Origin of the sequence: Vibrio ostreicida (assembly GCF_013074385.2) — a bacterium.
Classification (GTDB): domain Bacteria; phylum Pseudomonadota; class Gammaproteobacteria; order Enterobacterales; family Vibrionaceae; genus Vibrio; species Vibrio ostreicida.
Genome location: NZ_JABEYA020000006.1, coordinates 95,751 through 112,144, shown reverse-complemented (window position 1 = coordinate 112,144; position 16,394 = coordinate 95,751). Strand labels below are relative to the sequence as shown.

Here is a 16,394-nt window from a genome sequence, read left to right as displayed (position 1 = left end):
TTAAAGCTTGTTCGCTATAGTGCAGAAACAGCGACTCTTGCACTTCACCTTTAAGTTTGTAGGGGACCCAAATGTGCGGCAGTGGCATGTCATCGGCTCTAGGTCTGCATTCGGAAGGACCAATTCAACCTCTTCTTCAATTAAACCAAACACACGCTCAGTTTCATTTTCAGACAATTCACTGCGGCACACAACTCTCCCATTTTGTTTGATTTCAAATGGCTCCGATCCGTAATGATTGTCTGGAAACAGAGTACTCAGGTCAATATTTAGGTGGCGGAAGGTGTATGCTTTGTTTCGATAATAATAGAGGTTTACATCGCGAAAATAACCATTGGATTGAATGGCCAACTCTCGCCATATTTGATTGTTCCAGATGATGTAGACGTAACCCTTATTACGCAGCGCCATACCATTGCTTTTTTTAACAATGGGCAAAACAGGAATTAATACATTATCCCACTCGCCCATTTCAGTGTCTTTTTCTACTGGTTCAATATCATCGCCAATTTGAACTGGATAGGTGGTAAACCCGAGCAAGGAATATTCATATACAGACTTCTGTTTTCAGTCTCTAACCCCTTAAAAAGAGCAAGGTTTCGGTGTGAGGTAGCCCTATCACGCCTTGGACTGGCTTTGTCGTTGCTTTGACTGTTCGTCTTACTTAACGCTAAATAAGCCGGTGTATTGCCCCATTGCCCAGCGAATTCAACCACGATTTTATGCTCCGGCATCGGCTCGACAGGCACATAGGTAATATTGGGCGCTAGTCTCGTGTTATCCGTAATCGGTGCGTAATTTGCTTTTCGGTACGTTGGTGGCGCATCTTCAAGCTCTGCGACTTTTCGTGCTAAAAGCGGTTCGCTGCTGAATTGTGCTTCCGACACCGGTGAAGAGTGAGGTAACATAGATAATGCGACAGACTGGCCTTTTTTGAGTTCCCGTTTTAAGTGCTCAAGATACGTGGTGACATCTTTCTTAGCATAAGGTTCAAGAGGCCACTGCAAAACAGCCGGTAACAAATCGTGAATCTCTCTCGCGCTTTTATAACCCCGCATCTGCCACAGTAATTTTTCTGGTAACACAATATAGGATAGGTGCTCAGGCTTGAGCTGACTGGTTAAAATAAACCGACAATTTAATCTCATTATTAATTCCACAACATAGGTTAAAATCACGTTCAACGGGCAATATTCGCTTACGGATTAAGTCTCTTCATGACCTAGCCCACCCAATTACTCAATGCATCAAGCCCGTGCCAAAACAGAACTCAATAGTGAGATAAACTTTCGGGGGTATTTTATAGAAAAAGGTGTTGTCAATCTCACCAAATCAATAGTTAACGTGTCGGATTTATTAATAATTTTTACGTTTGCGAGGAGAATCACGCCATTTTCTAAACACACCTTTTCGCACACCTTTTCGGGACACACACCTTTTCGGGACAGGCACCTCAAGATGGGCACCTTAGCTTAATTTAGGACAGGCACCTCAAGATGATAGATTTTTTTAAATGGCGTATTTACTGAATGACAAAGAGTGTGACAAAATCGCTTGTCTGGTGAGCAACGTCAGTCTTTCACTACGATTCTGCGGAGTGAATCAGAGGACGTCATTCACCGAGATCAACGAACCACTCTCAAATACAATGTTCGAATAACCATGAGTTATAGCTTGTCGGCGTTCATCCTCGTTGATTGACACTCAAGACAATAGTGTCAACGTTAAGGTAAATATTATGATTCATGACCGAAGGAATTGCTGATGGAGCACATTCATAATGTCAACGTCGAGAACTTCGTTGACATGTCATTTGAAGGGCATGGGCACACCGCCCATCATCCAGAACACCGGCTGGCCTTACTGACCAAAGGCTTTGTCGAGATGGTTTATGGTGAAAACCTACGAATTGCTGCGCCGGCAATCATCATTATTCCTCCCGGAGTACCGCATAAAACAGTCAGAGCTGAGCAGGCTGATATGTATTTGGTGTCTTTTTGTATTGGTTGTTTAGGCATCAATGAAGACAGTCTATTGATGCAGCCTTTTCAGCGAGTGACCGATGGGTCTATGCCTACCGTGCCCGTTGATGTAAGGCGACTTGCTTTGCTGATTCAGATTCTAGAAGCTTTGAGCAACGAAAGTCATCAATCAGGTGTTGAATCAACCCCCTTATTGCGCTCGTATCTCTCGATATTGTTCGGTGATATATACCGAGGTATGAATGTAGATAACGACCATAGCCCAATGAATAAAATAGCCTCAGAAGCATTAAGGTTCATTAATCAAAATAGTCATTGTGCGATTTCGCTGAAAGAGGTCGCCACTGCGGTGCACCGCGTTCCCTCCCATGTCACCACCATCGTTAAAAAGGAAACCGGTTTCACGGTTGGCGAGTGGATCTGTCAGGCTAGAATAAAGAAAGCCTCTTACCGATTGTCCCACAGTACTCTATCGGTTCAAGAAATCGCCAGTGAGTTGGATTGGAAAGATATCACCCACTTCATTCGACAATTTAAAAAAGTAACAGGGCAGACCCCAGCTCAGTGGAGAAAAAAACAAGCGAAGACCGCCAGCAGCTCATCAAATAAGCCGCTGGGTGATTAGTTTGAACTACACGTACTCTTCTTTACTACTCTTAGATAGAATGAAAGGGAGTGCGATCAAAAATGCCACTAACTCAGCCAAGGGCATAGCTAACCATACCCCCATTATCCCTAAAAGTTTTGGTAATATCATTAAGAAAAAGGCCACTAACACAATACCCCGTATAAGCGCTAAGCTAGTGGCAATTTTCAATTTTTCTACCGATTGAAAGTAGGCTCCAAATATCAAGTTTGCGCCCATAAAGGCGGTGGCCGGATAGAATAATAACAATGCTTGAGTCGCTAACTGTACCTCTTTAGGGTGAGCAACATTGAACAGAGTGACAATTTGCCCAGCGAACAGGTAGATGAGGATGTAAGCCAACACGCCTATCACAAAAACGAATTTCAGTGAAAAACTGAGCAGCACTTCGATGCGTTGCGGCTTTTTTGCCCCGTGGTTAAAACCAAATACGGGTTGCACAGAGAAAGCGGCACCAACAAGGAATTTCATCACGAGGAAAAGCGTGAAGTTAATGACCGCCAAAGCTGGGCCAGCCTCACTTCCTCCTTGTTCTATGACTGTTTTGTTCAGTAGTGCAAAAGCCAGAGCACCAGAGATTTCCGAGATAAAAATAGGAAAACCTAATCCTATAATTCGTTTTTGTTCGCGATCACGTATCCGAAACACATAATTTTTAAAAGAAAGGTGTTTTTCACCAAGATAGAAATGGTACCCCATGTATATCACTGCAATCGTTTGAGAAATACCCGTTGCAATAGCAGCCCCTTTTATGCCCCACTCTAAAACTAAGACGAAGAACATATCGAGCACGACGTTGAGAATACTGGATAAAATATTTGCATTGCGTGAAACATGGGGGGATTTGTCGTTATTAATAAAGAAGCCGAAACTAAATCGTAGGAACAGCGTAGGCAAAAAGATCGCCCAGTATATTATGTATTCTTTTAGGTAAGGTTGGATATCTGCACTGGCTCCGAGTAAGCGAACCCATGTGTCTATAAACACCAGTAATACACAAGCTAATACGACAGAGACCAATACCGAAAAGCTACAACTATAGTGGAAAACTCGATTGGCTACAGCGGGTTGGTTTTCTCCTAGCTTTATCGCGACAACCATACTACTGCCAATGCCAATTAACATAGCCAGCGAGATTGCAACGAACAAAAGTGGAAAGCTCATGCTGATGCCCGCTAGCGCCATGCTACCAACGCCGTAACCGACAATAATGCCATCAGCGAGCTGGTAAGCCGCCATGGTGAGCATTCCTGTCAATGTTGGCCAATACAATTTGAAAAATAAGCGTTTTATCGGATCATGTCCAAAGTCCATGTCGTCCTCTCTCATCGGTAATAATTTAGATAGAGGGCTACTTTACCTCCCAATAGGTCCCTTTAGCAGAGCGACAATTCATCAAAAATCGGCTTATTTTTAGTTTTTATGCGAAGTCAAACGAGGTAGATTCGCGGTAGATTCGGGACGGTAGATTCGGGACACACACCGAAATTCGTAGATTCGGCGTAGATTCGGGAGGCGTAGATTCGTGTCGTAGATTCGGGACACACACCGAAATTCGTAGATTCGGGAGGCGTAGATTCGGCGTAGATTCGGGACACACGGCGTAGATTCGGGACACACACCGAAATTCGCGCGCTTGCCAAAGTGCGACTAACGAATGCAAACAACGCACACAGCACTCGTACCTTAGACCAAGAAACCACTACCAACTAACAGGTAACACCAAAAGGACTAAATAAGTATGATTTACTCCTTTTCGAGGGACTGATTACAACCACTTGTTTGAATGATTGCTAACTTCTTATTGTTCGATAAGGAGACACATTGATGACGACTGCGCGCAAGCAACTTATCTCGATTGAGGCGACATCCTATTATCACTGCGTTTCTCGTTGTGTAAGGCGCAGCTTTTTATGTGGTGAAGACCCCCAAAACCAAGTGAGTTATGAGCATCGCAGAGAATGGATTGTCAATAAAATGCATTCGCTTTCTGAGCTCTACTGCATTGATATTTGTGCTTACGCCATCATGAGTAATCACTACCACTTAGTCATCAATATCAATCGAGAGAGAGCCTTGGACTTGTCACATCATCAAGTCGTTGAACGCTGGGGAATGGCTCATAAGTTACCACTTATTGTTCAGCGTTGGCTTCACGGCCAACTTTCTCACCCAATGGAACACGAAAAATGTATGGAGATCATTGAGCGTTGGAGAGAACGCTTGTGGGATTTAAGCTGGTATATGAAGGAGCTTAACTACGATATTGCTTGCAAAGCGAACAAAGAAGACAACTGCACTGGGCATTTCTGGGAAAGCCGATTTAAAAGCCAAGCTTTGCTTGATGAAAAAGCCCTTGCCGCTGCAATGGCGTACGTAGACCTAAACCCTATTCGAGCAGGCATTGCCACTAAACCAGAAGACTCAGAATTCACTTCCATCAAAGCTCGAATCGCCGCCGTAGACAAACAGCTGTCTACAGCCCATTGCCTTCATCCTTTTATAGGTAACGAAAGCCACTTAAAACGAGACGGCATTCCTTTTCGATTGATGGATTATATTGAATTAATCGATTGGACAGCCCGCCAAATTCGGCCGAATAAAGCATCGATGAATACCAGCCTGCCGCCCATACTAGATAGGCTCGGGGGAAACATAAACAACTGGCTAAAGGTTTGCACTCAATTAGAGAAATTCCACATCACAGCGGTAGGCAGTCAAGCAAAGGCAATGATCGCCAAAACAGCTCTTAATAAGAAAAAGCTTCATTTACTCACCTTTGAGTAAGCGCCACTCAAAAACTTTCAGAAATTAACCCCCGCATCTTGATGGCTGAAATGGCGTTGAAATAAACATACCGATATTCAATAAAAATACCTTCCTCTAGCCTAAGTCGACAACCAAATTTCTCAAGTTTGGCGGTTCATCAAAACGAACTTCAGGGTGACGTGATAATTTAACTTACTTTCTCTTTACTGGTGTGTGTCCGACATTATTCGGGTGTGTCCGACATTATTCGACATTATTACATGTGTCCGACATTATTTGGTGCGTTATTCTTATTTGCGACATTATTTGACAAGTCGTCTGGATTGCGATGCGCCATTACCAACGTTGCCGTTACTACCAAATATTAATCACCGTAATAAACCTACGATTTTCAACTGAGTGCTTACTCATCATTTTAACTTGTGAAGGAACAAAGCTATTTCCTTTATAAACGGGTTGGACCTCTAAGCGATTAATCAGCTTATCCTTGACTAAACTCAGCACATTCTCTGTATTCTGTTCGTGTACCGCTGGAATATCTTCAGGTACGAACACGATATTCCTAGGTTCATTTTTACCACCTAATTCAGTCGGTAAGAGCAGAACTTCAAATAGTTCACCTTGCTGTACGAGTTCCAATGCTTTTTCTCGAGTATCTACCTCCGAGAAATCAAGAGTAGGTTCTGCATTAGCCACGGCAATAAATAAAAAACTGAAAGCCACAGCGATGAACTTTTTCATGTATTCTCCATTACGTTTAAATTAGGTAGTGGTCAGCGGCACCAGCGACAAACACAATTGTGCTGCAAACACTGAAGCTGGTTCCTAGCGAAAGTGACAAGCGTTGCAAATCTGCTTAAATTAATTGTCAAATGCAATCGGTTGACTACCCTATCCATTCAATCATTAAACAACCGAGCTCAACTATGGAATTCGAAGATTTAGCAAAGCTACTTTGCAGAGAACTTACGCTAGAGTCAAAATCAGGGCATACTTTCAACTGGAATTATCGAGGTGATAATAAAATTGCGATAAAGCCACAAGGTTTCGATACTAACGCACTTACGTTACGTCAAACAACATCAGACTTGGTCATTGAAGTCACAGACTCTGGAACCAATGACTACCTTTATAAAGAAACCAGTATTACAAAGGCTACAGCCATCGGTCTTAAAGCACTATCAAACAAAATCAAATAGTAATACCGATATCACCGGACGTTACTGAAGGTCAACGCCTACACACCTGTGTTGTTGGCAGTAATGACACCGAAATGACAAAGCGAAGTCGATGACTTTGTTGTTCGAACAGCCAACAGGATGTTATTACCTATTGACAAGCGGAAGGCTCATATGTGTTATATTCAATTCAGTTTAAATGAACGAACAAAATCCCTGTTCCTACTATCTGACCCTTCAATGAAAATGTCTCCATCAGAAGGCTTGTTAACAAAAATGTATGCTGCACTATTTCCAGATTCAACGTAATACGCTAAATGAGTAATTGTGAGTTCAGGTCTATCTTGCAAAACTGATTTTGTTGCTGGGATTTCTTGCTTAAAAGCGAGTTGCTTAGTTTTGAAACCACTAATTGTTATACTTTCAACACTTGTTGGCTCTACTGGCGTGCCGTAAAAAGATTCAAATTGTTGATAGTAAGCATCCCGAACAATCTTTTCTAAGTTTTCTTCTGTTTCTACCCCTTTAAACACAAACACCTTATAGACCTCCATAGGAGCAGCTGTTGAGGTAAAGACCACTTGGTTTTCTCTATCACTATACTGCTCCTGAACCTCCATATATCGATTGGCATAAGCATCAGACTTAAATGGTGTAGTTACAGAAAAGCTAGCATCTTTTGCAGTATAAATGTCATCTTCGATCAGCCCCTGAGTACTAACACAGCCACCAAGCACGATTACTGCGCAAAGAGCTGAAAACTTTATGAATGTAGATATCATGATTTCTCCCCATGGAATATAACGCTAAGCTAAGTGGCTAACAAACCTACCACTTCACTCAATTGAAACACCTTAAAACACACAACCGAACTAAAAATACCGAACGTTTGTTAGTCCGTCTTAAGCGTTTGGTTATGTGTATACCCCAAATAATAAAGGTGTTAACGCAACCAATACGCACCCGAACAGAAAAAAGTAAAAGCAGAGCAAGAAAACTATTTCTGAAAAAATAACAAGGACAAAATAACAAGGGCAGGACAAAATAACAAGGACAGGCACGGTTATCTAACGGTTATCTAGTGTTGCGGGCATTCACGCCGTGGCTTTATCTCGTCAACTGATTAACGCCTCACTAAGGTGTATAAATCGATACCAACGTTGAGGTAAACCCCACAATATTAGACGCAACGCCTAGCACACATGCCACACGCTGCGAGTCATTCTTAAACCGTTTATTGTGATTCTGATTCGTGATCACTTGGGCGTAATTGGATCTGAAGCCCTAATAAAAAGTTTCGCAGAACTTGGTCTTTACATTCTCTATAATGCTTGTTGTCGGGCTTGCGGAAAAACGCACTAAGTTCATGCTTACTTAAGAGAAAATCTGCACGTTGCAAAATAGCGAGAATATCTTCGGCTTTTAAGTTCAAAGCAATACGCAACTTTTGGAACACAATATTATGATTTATTGTCTCTTCCGGCTTAGGCTGGTCACCTTCGCGTTTACCACGTTTAAAATTGATAAAACCGTTTAGAAATATGGCCAATTCAGTATCACTAAGTTCCACGAAAGCGTCGTCGTCTTCTTTTCTCAGCCAACCCGTGACTTGTTCGCCTGTCACGTCCAAGTCGCCTAAAGAGAAGACCTCCATCATTGTATTATCTTTTAAATCACATATATAACGCACACGGCGTAAAATATCATTATTGGTCAAAATCGTTCCTAATCTTAGGTGAATCCAGCGCTATCAACGTGATAACTGGAGGATTTGGATTTTACCAGACTTAGGCTCTATTCCCTATTGATTGTGCTGTCTAGCTAAAAGCACACCGAGCTCGATACTGCTGAGGTATCACCAAGATTGTTTATCATTATCGGCCAACCCCCAGCGGGATCAACGACATTCAATGGTCAGATTGCCTCGGCAGAGCCGCGCGGTTCAGTTTGTCTTTCGCTAGGGCTTCCTGCTGGTTTAAAAACATAAAAAATTGGTCTTTACTGATGAAGGGATTTGTCGTTCCATCCATATCTCGTCTATCACGATGAGCAAATAGATCGTTTTTATGCGGATGATTGGACAAATTGACGGTCACGGCAGGCGTTTGAGACGCAATCTGTCGAATTCTCTCCATGCTCTCGAAAAATTGATTCGCCAGTATAGGGTTTGTAGCCTCCACACTGTGCCCACCGACAACAAACGCACGATGTGGTATTCCGTTATCTCTAACCATAAAGTCTAATGAAAAATCACCCTCGGTGTGACCGGGCGTTAGGTAGAATTTAAACGTCTCGCCACCAATCTTGAGCGCCGCTCCGTCTTGTACCATGATATCGACTTTTGGTGGATCAAAGGTCTGTTTACCAAGGCTTTTCTGCGCTTGCTCTATGGCCAGCTGATGACCTTTTTGGGTCATGGCAACCTTCGCACCATAGTGAGACTGTAGAAATTCCGCGCCCCCAACATGATCAGAGTGCCCATGCGTGACAAAAATATGAGTCACCGCCTTATCTTCTAACCCCAATTTTTTTAGGTTAATCGGTACCCATTTGGAATAAGGGAAGTCTAAGGTATCAATAATCACTAGTCCCTTGGCTGTCTCTACAGCGTACGACGAGACCCACTTGTCTCCAACGTAGTAGACGTTGTCAAACATTTGAAAAGGCTCAACATACCCATTTTTTTCAGTCATCTGGGGAAATTTTTCGCTCGCCATCACGTTTAGCGAAAGTAATAAGAACAACGGTAAACTTAACGCTTTCATACTGTCACCTGTGCGTTTAACGCTACCTTAAGTAGCGAGAAGTCATCACCCAAAAGGGGGGAACCCATATTAACGACGAAGCACACTTTGCCGTCTCCAAACGCCACCTCACCCAGTGAATTAGAAACCGACACAGCGGCCCAATTTTTGTCCTTTGTCGACAGCGTGTTTATACAATATGCGGCATGTGTCGGTCAATACTCAGTCAACATTCCAAGGTGGGCTTGAGTGGCAACGATTCGGCCAAAACATCGGATGTTCATTATCCTCCCGCCTCCTCAGAGGTATGAAACTGGAACCAGTTTTGGTCAGTGTGTTGCTCTTTATCTTGATATTCTTCACGAGCATCCGTCGGTGTTTTTTCGGGCATCTTACCGTAAAGCACCGACCGATTTGAATAAGGTGATTGCTTTTCAGAGATCATAATCAGTGCGCAAATAATGAAAAAGACAATCAAACTCATCACTCGCTTTTTGGATTTCTTATCCGACACCCACTTATCATCCATACGACTTACCTTTGTTTACTTATGCTATCCCGGCCAGACCAACCGACCTTAGGTTGTTCTGCGCTCATCACCGATGTAACAGTTAAGCAATACAAACTTATTTCTTAGCAAACGCTGAATAGTATACGCTCAGATGAGTAATATGAGATCGAGTTATCAGCCAAGGGCGGTCGAGGATAAAAAAATGTGAACTGAGATCGAGACGTGAGTGGTGAGCAACGCGCAACTCGTTCAGCGAACCGCCCCTTTTGGGTCGGGTGGTCGTGAAATGACGAGGCTGCGCCGATCATAGACAAGGGTTTGAATCTGACTTGGCCTCCTACACCTTAGGCGGCGGATGACCCTCGCTGGCTGTTGAGATGCTAAATAGACCTTCTTAAAAGGCATGTCATCTGGACCCAGACAAATCTTCGATAACGTCAGGGACATCGCGCTTAACTGTGCACAAAGCGGTGCGTCCCTACCCTCACGGCTAACTGGCTTGATCCAACCTCAAACCAAAGTGCTGCTTGAGCTCGCGCAAGAACAACGGGTCTTCGCACATCGCCTTTTCAGGCTCATCGCTGATCTTGGCGACCGCAGCGCCGTTACACTCCACCATTTTCACCACCATGGACAGCGGGCTGTAGTCGCCAGATGGGTTTGCCCACCGCCCCATATCATTAGCGAGAAAAGTGCCAATACCAAAGCTGATTGTCGCTCTGCCTGCAAAGTATTCACTGATCGCCAAGGCGCGGTCAAAATTCAAACCATCAGTGAAAATCAACATCTTCGAGGTTGGCTCAATACCCAACGCCTGATAATGCTCAATCATCTTATCGCCCCATTCGAATGGGTCTCCGGAATCATGGCGCACACCAGCATACGCCGCCGCACGTTCAAGAGTAAAATCTTTTAAGAAGGCGTCAATGCCAATGGTATCGGTCAGGGCAATCCCCAACCGACCACCAAATGCTTGCTGCCAACGGTCCAAAGCCACGTGCTGTGATTCGGCTGGTTCAACCAATTGCTGGTGGGCCATAAACCACTCATGGGCCACAGTACCAATGGGGGTTAGGTTGAAGTGTTTAGCCCAATGATAGTTACTCGTCCCGGTCATCAGCTCTGGCGCATGTTGTCGGAAATAGTCCACCACATCCTGCTGCACCTTGGCACTGAAACGGCGGCGACTGCCCATTTCTGAAAATTGAAAGTGGCGGATTCCACGACGACGGATCTGATCTTTGAGTGACGCAACTTTACTGGCCAACACCTCACAAAACTGGTGGTATGGGATCTCAGACCAACGGCGACGGCTGCGCACTTCAGAAATAATGCTCATCACCAGCGTCTCATACAAAATGGTTTGGTGCCAAATTCCCGCAATCGACACGCGCAGTTGAGCTTCACCTCGCTTGCCCACCACCTCAACCGTCACTTGTTGTGCCGGACGAAAACGAAAGTCAGCCAGATACGCTAAAAAGCCGTGGTCTAAATAGGCGGCGTGTTGAGCAAGGTAATGGATGTCGTCTTGGGTGAAACGACACGCCTCTAGTTGTGCGATTTCGTGCTCCACATCCTGTTTGAGATCGGACAAATCTTCATCTGAGCGCACGATCAATTCATACCTCACTTGGGTGTGCGGGTAGAACGTGTAGGCGGCGTGCATCATATTGATCTTGTAAACATCCAGATCCAACGCACTTTGGATGATGCGTTCATTAAAAAGCGTGGCGCTCATCAGCCTTCCTGCCCTTGATTAAAATTGATGACCAAACCGCACTTTAATTTAGCCACATTGGTTTGTCAAATTATGTTACTAACTGATTTTGGTAATTGATTTCTCATCAATAAAACCCGATACCAACCCTAACCGCATCACAAAAAAACATTATAATACATTGATATTAAATAGGGTTTTATTCATTACCTAACTTTACTATTGACCTCTATCGTTTCAGTGGTAATGTAACCATCGGTTACAAACTTAGGGAAACCTCGATGATAGTCACCATAGACATGATTTGTCTTAGACTGGGCGACAATGGGCTGGAAGTCCTCCTAATTCGGCGCGACAACCCCGACAGGCCTCAACATGGGCTTTGGTCGATTCCGGGGGGATTTGTCTTCGAGCACGATCTCACGGCCCAAGGTGGGCAACAGGCCGATCAAGATTTTGATGCCGCCCGCCGACGTATTTGTCGTCAAAAAATGCATACCTACCCACACTACATTAGCCAACCGATGGTGGATGGCAACCCCAAACGTGATCCGGATGGCTGGAGTGTCACCATTGCGCATTATGCGCTGCTTAATCAGGCCAACGTCGAGCAGATAGACAATTGCGGCCTGTGCCGTGAGCAACTGCGCTGGTTCGCGCTTGACGACATTTTACATCATCACGTTGAGCTCGCTTTTGACCATGCCGAGTTGATCGCCCTCGCTTGGCACAAACTGCGCGCTGCGGTCGAATACACCTCAGTGGCCTTGTTTGCGCTGGAAAGAGAGTTTCTTGTTTCCGATATTATCGCCGCATACGGCCAATTTGGCGTCGAGGTAAATCGGATGACGGTCAAACGTCGCTTGATTGATACTGGTGTCATTGTTGGCGCCAACAAACTCGCCTCGACCAATAAAGGCAAAGGCGGCAAACCCGCTCAGGTTTATCAGTTAAACGAACAGAGCGTGACCTATTTCCAAACCTGCCTGCGCTAAGGAGCCCGACATGCACCAACTTCACCTTACGGTTGACCACAGCAAAACCGCGTCTATTGATGTCGACCCTCAACAAGGTTTCAGTGAATTATGCCCCGCGGAACTGCCTGTCTCGGGGGCGCTTGACATTGTTACTGAGCTGTTACTCAATCACACTAAGGCCTGTGTTAATCTGGTGTCTCGTGATATGCATCCCCCCGGAGCCGCTTGGGAAGCGGACACGCCCGACAACATGCTAGAGGCGGTCGGCTTACCTGAAGTCGACATCAAATGGAACCCTCACTGTGTGGTCGGCACCCGCGGGGTTGCGCTGCTGCCCGGCTTACCCGGCGTGCGTGAATATGACTTCCAGATCAACAAGGGTATCGACCCCGATGCACACCCGTACGGGGCCTTGTATCATGACCGCGCCGATAGTCAATCAACCGGCGGAATCGAGTTCCTAACATCCCGACAAATAGAAACCGTTATTGTCGGCGGGTTGGCGCTCGATTTTTGTGTCAAAAAGACGGTGGAACAATTGCTAGCGGCTGGTTTTCAGGTCATCGTCAACTTGGCGTCAACGCGAGCGGTTTTCCCTGACAATGCTGATTCCGTGATCCAAGCCTTAACTCAACAAGGGGCGCTCGTGGTTGAACACGCGGGCGCCATACAATAATGCGCAAGCACAGTGCGGCCATCATCAATCACCTGCTTATGGAGACAGTATGAACCCGATCAACCCAGCTAAATTACACCACAGTAAATGGACGGCCGTTAACCCCGTCAATAAAGAAAAACACTTTCTGGTCACTGACGTTGAGTTCAATGAAGACGGTACGGTGCTCTCCTGCCAATTGGAGGCCATTCTATCGAAAAACGCGTACGCCATCGATTGGCATGAGCTCAAACACACCGAGAAATGGCGTCAAGGTTGGGTCTGACGCCACGGCATCGATAACATGAGCCGTGAAGGACTAAGCCAGAAGAAGAGTATTCTGGCTTAGATCCGGATCACTCAACCGTGATTCGCTGCTGTATTACAGCCCGTTGCTCTGCCGTCAACTGAGGCAATAGTTCGTTCAACCGTTCGATGAGGCTTTTTGCTTCAATAAAAGGGGTCATCATCCCAACGCCCTGACCTTGTAAAATCGACAGGTAAGAATCCGGTTCGTTCAATAATTCGCAGCTGAGATTCTGCACCGTTAAGCTCGACTTTTCACCTTGCTTGGTGTTGGCTTTAAGCAGTGTCTTCAAAGCGCTTTCATTGGATGCGTCATAATAGAGCTTGATCTTGCTCGCCGCTTGTTGGTCCGTTAGACCAAGGGCTTGTTTGACGTCTTTAAACGCCTGACTCATATCAATCGAGCCCTGTTCAATCTGCTGCTTTACATGGTTTATCACCGCATCGAGCTTACCTTCGTCTGCCTCTTGCGCCAATGGCGTCACAAACAATTCGAACACCGATGTGTTGAGGATCTCATTGCGATACGCCGCCGACTCTGCTTTAAACTGACTAAAATCGAACCCCGTTTTGTCGGGTGCCTTGGTGGTCATGTACTGGATCGCGGCAAAGGTAAACCCGGTTTCCTTGGCCAAACTTAAACAGTCGGACTCAAAACTATGGGTTTTTTCTGTCTGGTCAAACGTGGATCGAGCGGGTTGCTTTCTGTTATTGACCGCTTGTTTTAGCGCATCGTCCAAACTCATGGTCTTAGGCTTTGCTGGCGTCTGTGTCTTTGATGCCATCGAAGCTGACGAGTGCGGCCCAATCGGCGGTGGGGGCGGTGGCGGTGGTGCCATCTTTGGCCCAGCCAAATTAACAGCGGGCCGCGGTGCCCGCTTGGGTCCAGCCGAATTGACGGGCGGCGTCTTCACCGCTGGACTTAATTTGTTAGACACTTTCTTCACGGCTAACGTGCTGCGGTTGGTCTGGTTGGTCGGGGCCGTTTCAAGATTTTGAAAAAACTTCAGTCGCGCATTAAATCCGCTGTCCATTATTGATCGTCTCCTAAAGGTACATAAGTTGACTCAACGCTGCTGGTCGTCACGCGATGAATCAATGCCAAGCTTTGCACTATGGCGCCTACCTATGGGCAAAGCGACGGAATAAACCTGAATAAGGCTGACGAATCCAGCAACAGGCGAGTGCCAATTTGCTCACAATAAACAAGAATAAATCATCACAGCCGTGGAGGCAGTGGCGCCACTTCAATGCCATTGCAGACAATACCGTGGCGATGGGATAACGAGTGTGTGCTTGGCAAGCGTACGCACGGTTTTCCATCCTGCACGTTCTGGCAGTATGCACTTTGACGCTGCGGCTCAAAAACCCGTTCAAACAAAGACATAAACTCAGGTCAAGACCGGATATTTTCCCGACGTGATTTACATCATAGTTTTCACGCTTTATTGATGACAATAAAGTCACTACAATGGCGCGAAAATACACCGGAGAACGATTTTATGAAGCAAGCATTATTCATGCTTATTCCTTTAGCTATAGCCCCACAAGCGATGGCAGAAGGTCACCAAAACAATTTAGCCCTTGAAGGATCACTGGGGTTTTTAAATGGCGCATCAACAGAGAATGTGTTCGACACAACGGGAAAAAAAGTCAGCCAATTGGATTGGAAAATCGATAATGTTCCGATAATTAAATTGGCTGCGGCACTTGATCTCAATGAAAAGTGGACGCTCAAAGGCGGATTCTGGTCGGCGATCACCGATGACGGTGATGCGCATATGGAAGACCGTGACTGGCTCGTCGCCAATCAGTCTGACCCTAGCCATATATCAATCAGCCCAGACACCAAACTGCGCCACGCGTATGAATTGGATTTAAGTGCGACTTATTGGTTCCTTAAGCGTGACCAGTATCAATTGGGCGCTGTGGGAGGTTATCAGTATACAACGTTCAAATGGGACGGCATTGGCGGCAGCTACTCGTACAACAATGGCGCCAACGTCGGCACTTTCCCGAACGCTGTCGGGATTGATTACAAGCAGGAATTTGGCGCACTGTATTTGGGCATGGCGGGCAGTTACCAGCTCAACCAATCTGAGTTTGGCTTCTTGGTCAAATGGAGCCCATTTGTTGATGCCAGCGACGTAGACCATCACTACATGCGCGGCAACACCTATTATGAAGACAGTAACGAGTTGTCTGATATGATTGCGTTGACGCTCAACTATGGCTATCACGTCACGCCGCAAATCAAACTTTACGCTGAGTACGCTTACACCAAATACGAAGAAGCCCGAGCGGACACGACGATCGTCACCAACTCCGGCGTTGGCTACGTTCCAAATGCTGCGAGTCTCGACAACCACAACTCGACCGCCACCGTCGGTGTGAAGTACACCTTCTAACCCCCCTCGTTCAGGCTCGGAGAAAAACGACCTAACTCAAGTAAGACATGGCCCGCCATCAGTGACGGGCCATTGGTCCACGCCCCCATCTTTTCACAGGGCGACGACAACACACTCACCCAACCGGAACGCCCACTGTTCGCCAAATAACGCGGTGAGCAACCCGGCCATCTACCCGCTTTAACGGAGACAGGCAACAACGCATACAGATTGCAAAATGTCACATATAACGATGAAATAACGTGAAATATTTTGCATTTATATAAACATGGTCTACTGATGTCACATATGTGCACATGCCTGTGGTTCTATGCTTGTCGACGGACAAGCGTGCTGGTTATCCTTCGCTCGTTTTAAACGCCTTTAAATCAATGGCTTACATAATAGATCACTCAATAGCCTTGCGATACTCGTCTGGTAAAAACGCACGAATATGCGCCGCTCTGGAGGCAGAATAGACCCAAAATAGCCACGTCAACACAGCGGCAACGAGGCGAATAA

General features: G+C 45.7%; 19 protein-coding genes. 7 read left to right on the top strand and 12 right to left on the bottom strand.

What is annotated here, in order from left to right:
* Positions 1-471 carry a hypothetical protein gene (locus HLM86_RS10820; protein WP_170882812.1) on the bottom strand — a complete coding sequence of 157 codons (471 nt, stop codon included), beginning with the start codon at positions 469-471 and terminating at the stop codon, positions 1-3.
* A gap of 14 nt (positions 472-485) precedes the next feature.
* A complete protein-coding gene (locus HLM86_RS10815) occupies positions 486-1,148 on the bottom strand; it encodes a hypothetical protein (protein WP_170882811.1) in 663 nt (220 codons plus the stop codon).
* Between the two features lie 616 nt (positions 1,149-1,764).
* Here HLM86_RS10815 and HLM86_RS10810 point away from each other — a divergent pair.
* Positions 1,765-2,607 carry an AraC family transcriptional regulator gene (locus HLM86_RS10810; protein WP_076590795.1) on the top strand — a complete coding sequence of 281 codons (843 nt, stop codon included), beginning with the start codon at positions 1,765-1,767 and terminating at the stop codon, positions 2,605-2,607.
* A 6-nt stretch (positions 2,608-2,613) separates the two neighbouring features.
* Here the strand turns inward: HLM86_RS10810 and HLM86_RS10805 are convergent, their stop codons facing one another.
* On the bottom strand, positions 2,614-3,942 hold the full coding sequence (locus HLM86_RS10805; RefSeq protein WP_170882810.1) for an MATE family efflux transporter: 1,329 nt from the start codon (positions 3,940-3,942) through the stop codon (positions 2,614-2,616).
* A gap of 513 nt (positions 3,943-4,455) precedes the next feature.
* Between HLM86_RS10805 and HLM86_RS10800 the strand changes: the two genes are divergently transcribed.
* Complete coding sequence (locus HLM86_RS10800; RefSeq protein WP_170882809.1) at positions 4,456-5,415, top strand: transposase; 960 nt, start codon at positions 4,456-4,458, stop codon at positions 5,413-5,415.
* A gap of 336 nt (positions 5,416-5,751) precedes the next feature.
* Here the strand turns inward: HLM86_RS10800 and HLM86_RS10795 are convergent, their stop codons facing one another.
* Positions 5,752-6,138, bottom strand: a complete 387-nt coding sequence (locus HLM86_RS10795; RefSeq protein ID WP_170882808.1) for a DNA/RNA non-specific endonuclease — start codon at positions 6,136-6,138, stop codon at positions 5,752-5,754.
* Between the two features lie 185 nt (positions 6,139-6,323).
* On the opposite strand from HLM86_RS10795, the gene HLM86_RS10790 reads away from it, so the two are divergent.
* A complete protein-coding gene (locus HLM86_RS10790; protein WP_170882807.1) occupies positions 6,324-6,596 on the top strand; it encodes a hypothetical protein in 273 nt (90 codons plus the stop codon).
* Between the two features lie 164 nt (positions 6,597-6,760).
* On the opposite strand, the gene HLM86_RS10785 is transcribed toward HLM86_RS10790, so the two are convergent.
* From HLM86_RS10785 to pncB, 5 genes are all read right to left on the bottom strand, one after another.
* Positions 6,761-7,357, bottom strand: coding sequence for a hypothetical protein (locus tag HLM86_RS10785; protein ID WP_170882806.1), 597 nt, complete (start codon positions 7,355-7,357; stop codon positions 6,761-6,763).
* Positions 7,358-7,809: 452 nt separating this feature from the next.
* Complete coding sequence (locus tag HLM86_RS10780) at positions 7,810-8,292, bottom strand: YehS family protein (RefSeq protein WP_076589113.1); 483 nt, start codon at positions 8,290-8,292, stop codon at positions 7,810-7,812.
* Positions 8,293-8,482: 190 nt separating this feature from the next.
* Positions 8,483-9,340: an MBL fold metallo-hydrolase gene (locus HLM86_RS10775; protein ID WP_076589114.1), complete on the bottom strand. Its 858-nt coding sequence runs from the start codon at positions 9,338-9,340 to the stop codon at positions 8,483-8,485.
* 262 nt (positions 9,341-9,602) lie between these two features.
* Positions 9,603-9,848, bottom strand: coding sequence for a hypothetical protein (locus tag HLM86_RS10770; RefSeq protein WP_076589115.1), 246 nt, complete (start codon positions 9,846-9,848; stop codon positions 9,603-9,605).
* 472 nt (positions 9,849-10,320) lie between these two features.
* Complete coding sequence (gene pncB, locus HLM86_RS10765) at positions 10,321-11,568, bottom strand: nicotinate phosphoribosyltransferase (protein WP_076589116.1); 1,248 nt, start codon at positions 11,566-11,568, stop codon at positions 10,321-10,323.
* A gap of 260 nt (positions 11,569-11,828) precedes the next feature.
* Between pncB and HLM86_RS10760 the strand changes: the two genes are divergently transcribed.
* From HLM86_RS10760 to HLM86_RS10750, 3 genes are read left to right on the top strand one after another with little or no spacing between them, the layout of a single operon-like run.
* A complete protein-coding gene (locus tag HLM86_RS10760) occupies positions 11,829-12,542 on the top strand; it encodes an NUDIX domain-containing protein (protein ID WP_170882805.1) in 714 nt (237 codons plus the stop codon).
* 10 nt (positions 12,543-12,552) lie between these two features.
* Entirely contained in the window at positions 12,553-13,200 is a 648-nt protein-coding gene (locus HLM86_RS10755) for an isochorismatase family protein (RefSeq protein ID WP_170882804.1), read from the top strand.
* Between the two features lie 49 nt (positions 13,201-13,249).
* The gene (locus tag HLM86_RS10750; RefSeq protein WP_076589119.1) at positions 13,250-13,465 is read left to right on the top strand and encodes a TIGR02450 family Trp-rich protein; all 216 of its coding nucleotides are present in this window, start codon (positions 13,250-13,252) and stop codon (positions 13,463-13,465) included.
* A 70-nt stretch (positions 13,466-13,535) separates the two neighbouring features.
* Here HLM86_RS10750 and HLM86_RS10745 read toward each other — a convergent pair whose 3' ends face one another.
* The gene (locus tag HLM86_RS10745; RefSeq protein ID WP_170882803.1) at positions 13,536-14,519 is read right to left on the bottom strand and encodes a hypothetical protein; all 984 of its coding nucleotides are present in this window, start codon (positions 14,517-14,519) and stop codon (positions 13,536-13,538) included.
* An 88-nt stretch (positions 14,520-14,607) separates the two neighbouring features.
* Complete coding sequence (locus tag HLM86_RS10735) at positions 14,608-14,808, bottom strand: hypothetical protein (RefSeq protein WP_170882802.1); 201 nt, start codon at positions 14,806-14,808, stop codon at positions 14,608-14,610.
* Between the two features lie 179 nt (positions 14,809-14,987).
* On the opposite strand from HLM86_RS10735, the gene HLM86_RS10730 reads away from it, so the two are divergent.
* Positions 14,988-15,893: an omptin family outer membrane protease gene (locus HLM86_RS10730; protein WP_170882801.1), complete on the top strand. Its 906-nt coding sequence runs from the start codon at positions 14,988-14,990 to the stop codon at positions 15,891-15,893.
* Here HLM86_RS10730 and HLM86_RS10725 read toward each other — a convergent pair.
* Complete coding sequence (locus HLM86_RS10725) at positions 15,890-16,117, bottom strand: hypothetical protein (RefSeq protein ID WP_170882800.1); 228 nt, start codon at positions 16,115-16,117, stop codon at positions 15,890-15,892. The two genes, HLM86_RS10730 and HLM86_RS10725, sit on opposite strands and share 4 nt — an antisense overlap.
* Positions 16,118-16,394 lie beyond the last annotated feature (277 nt).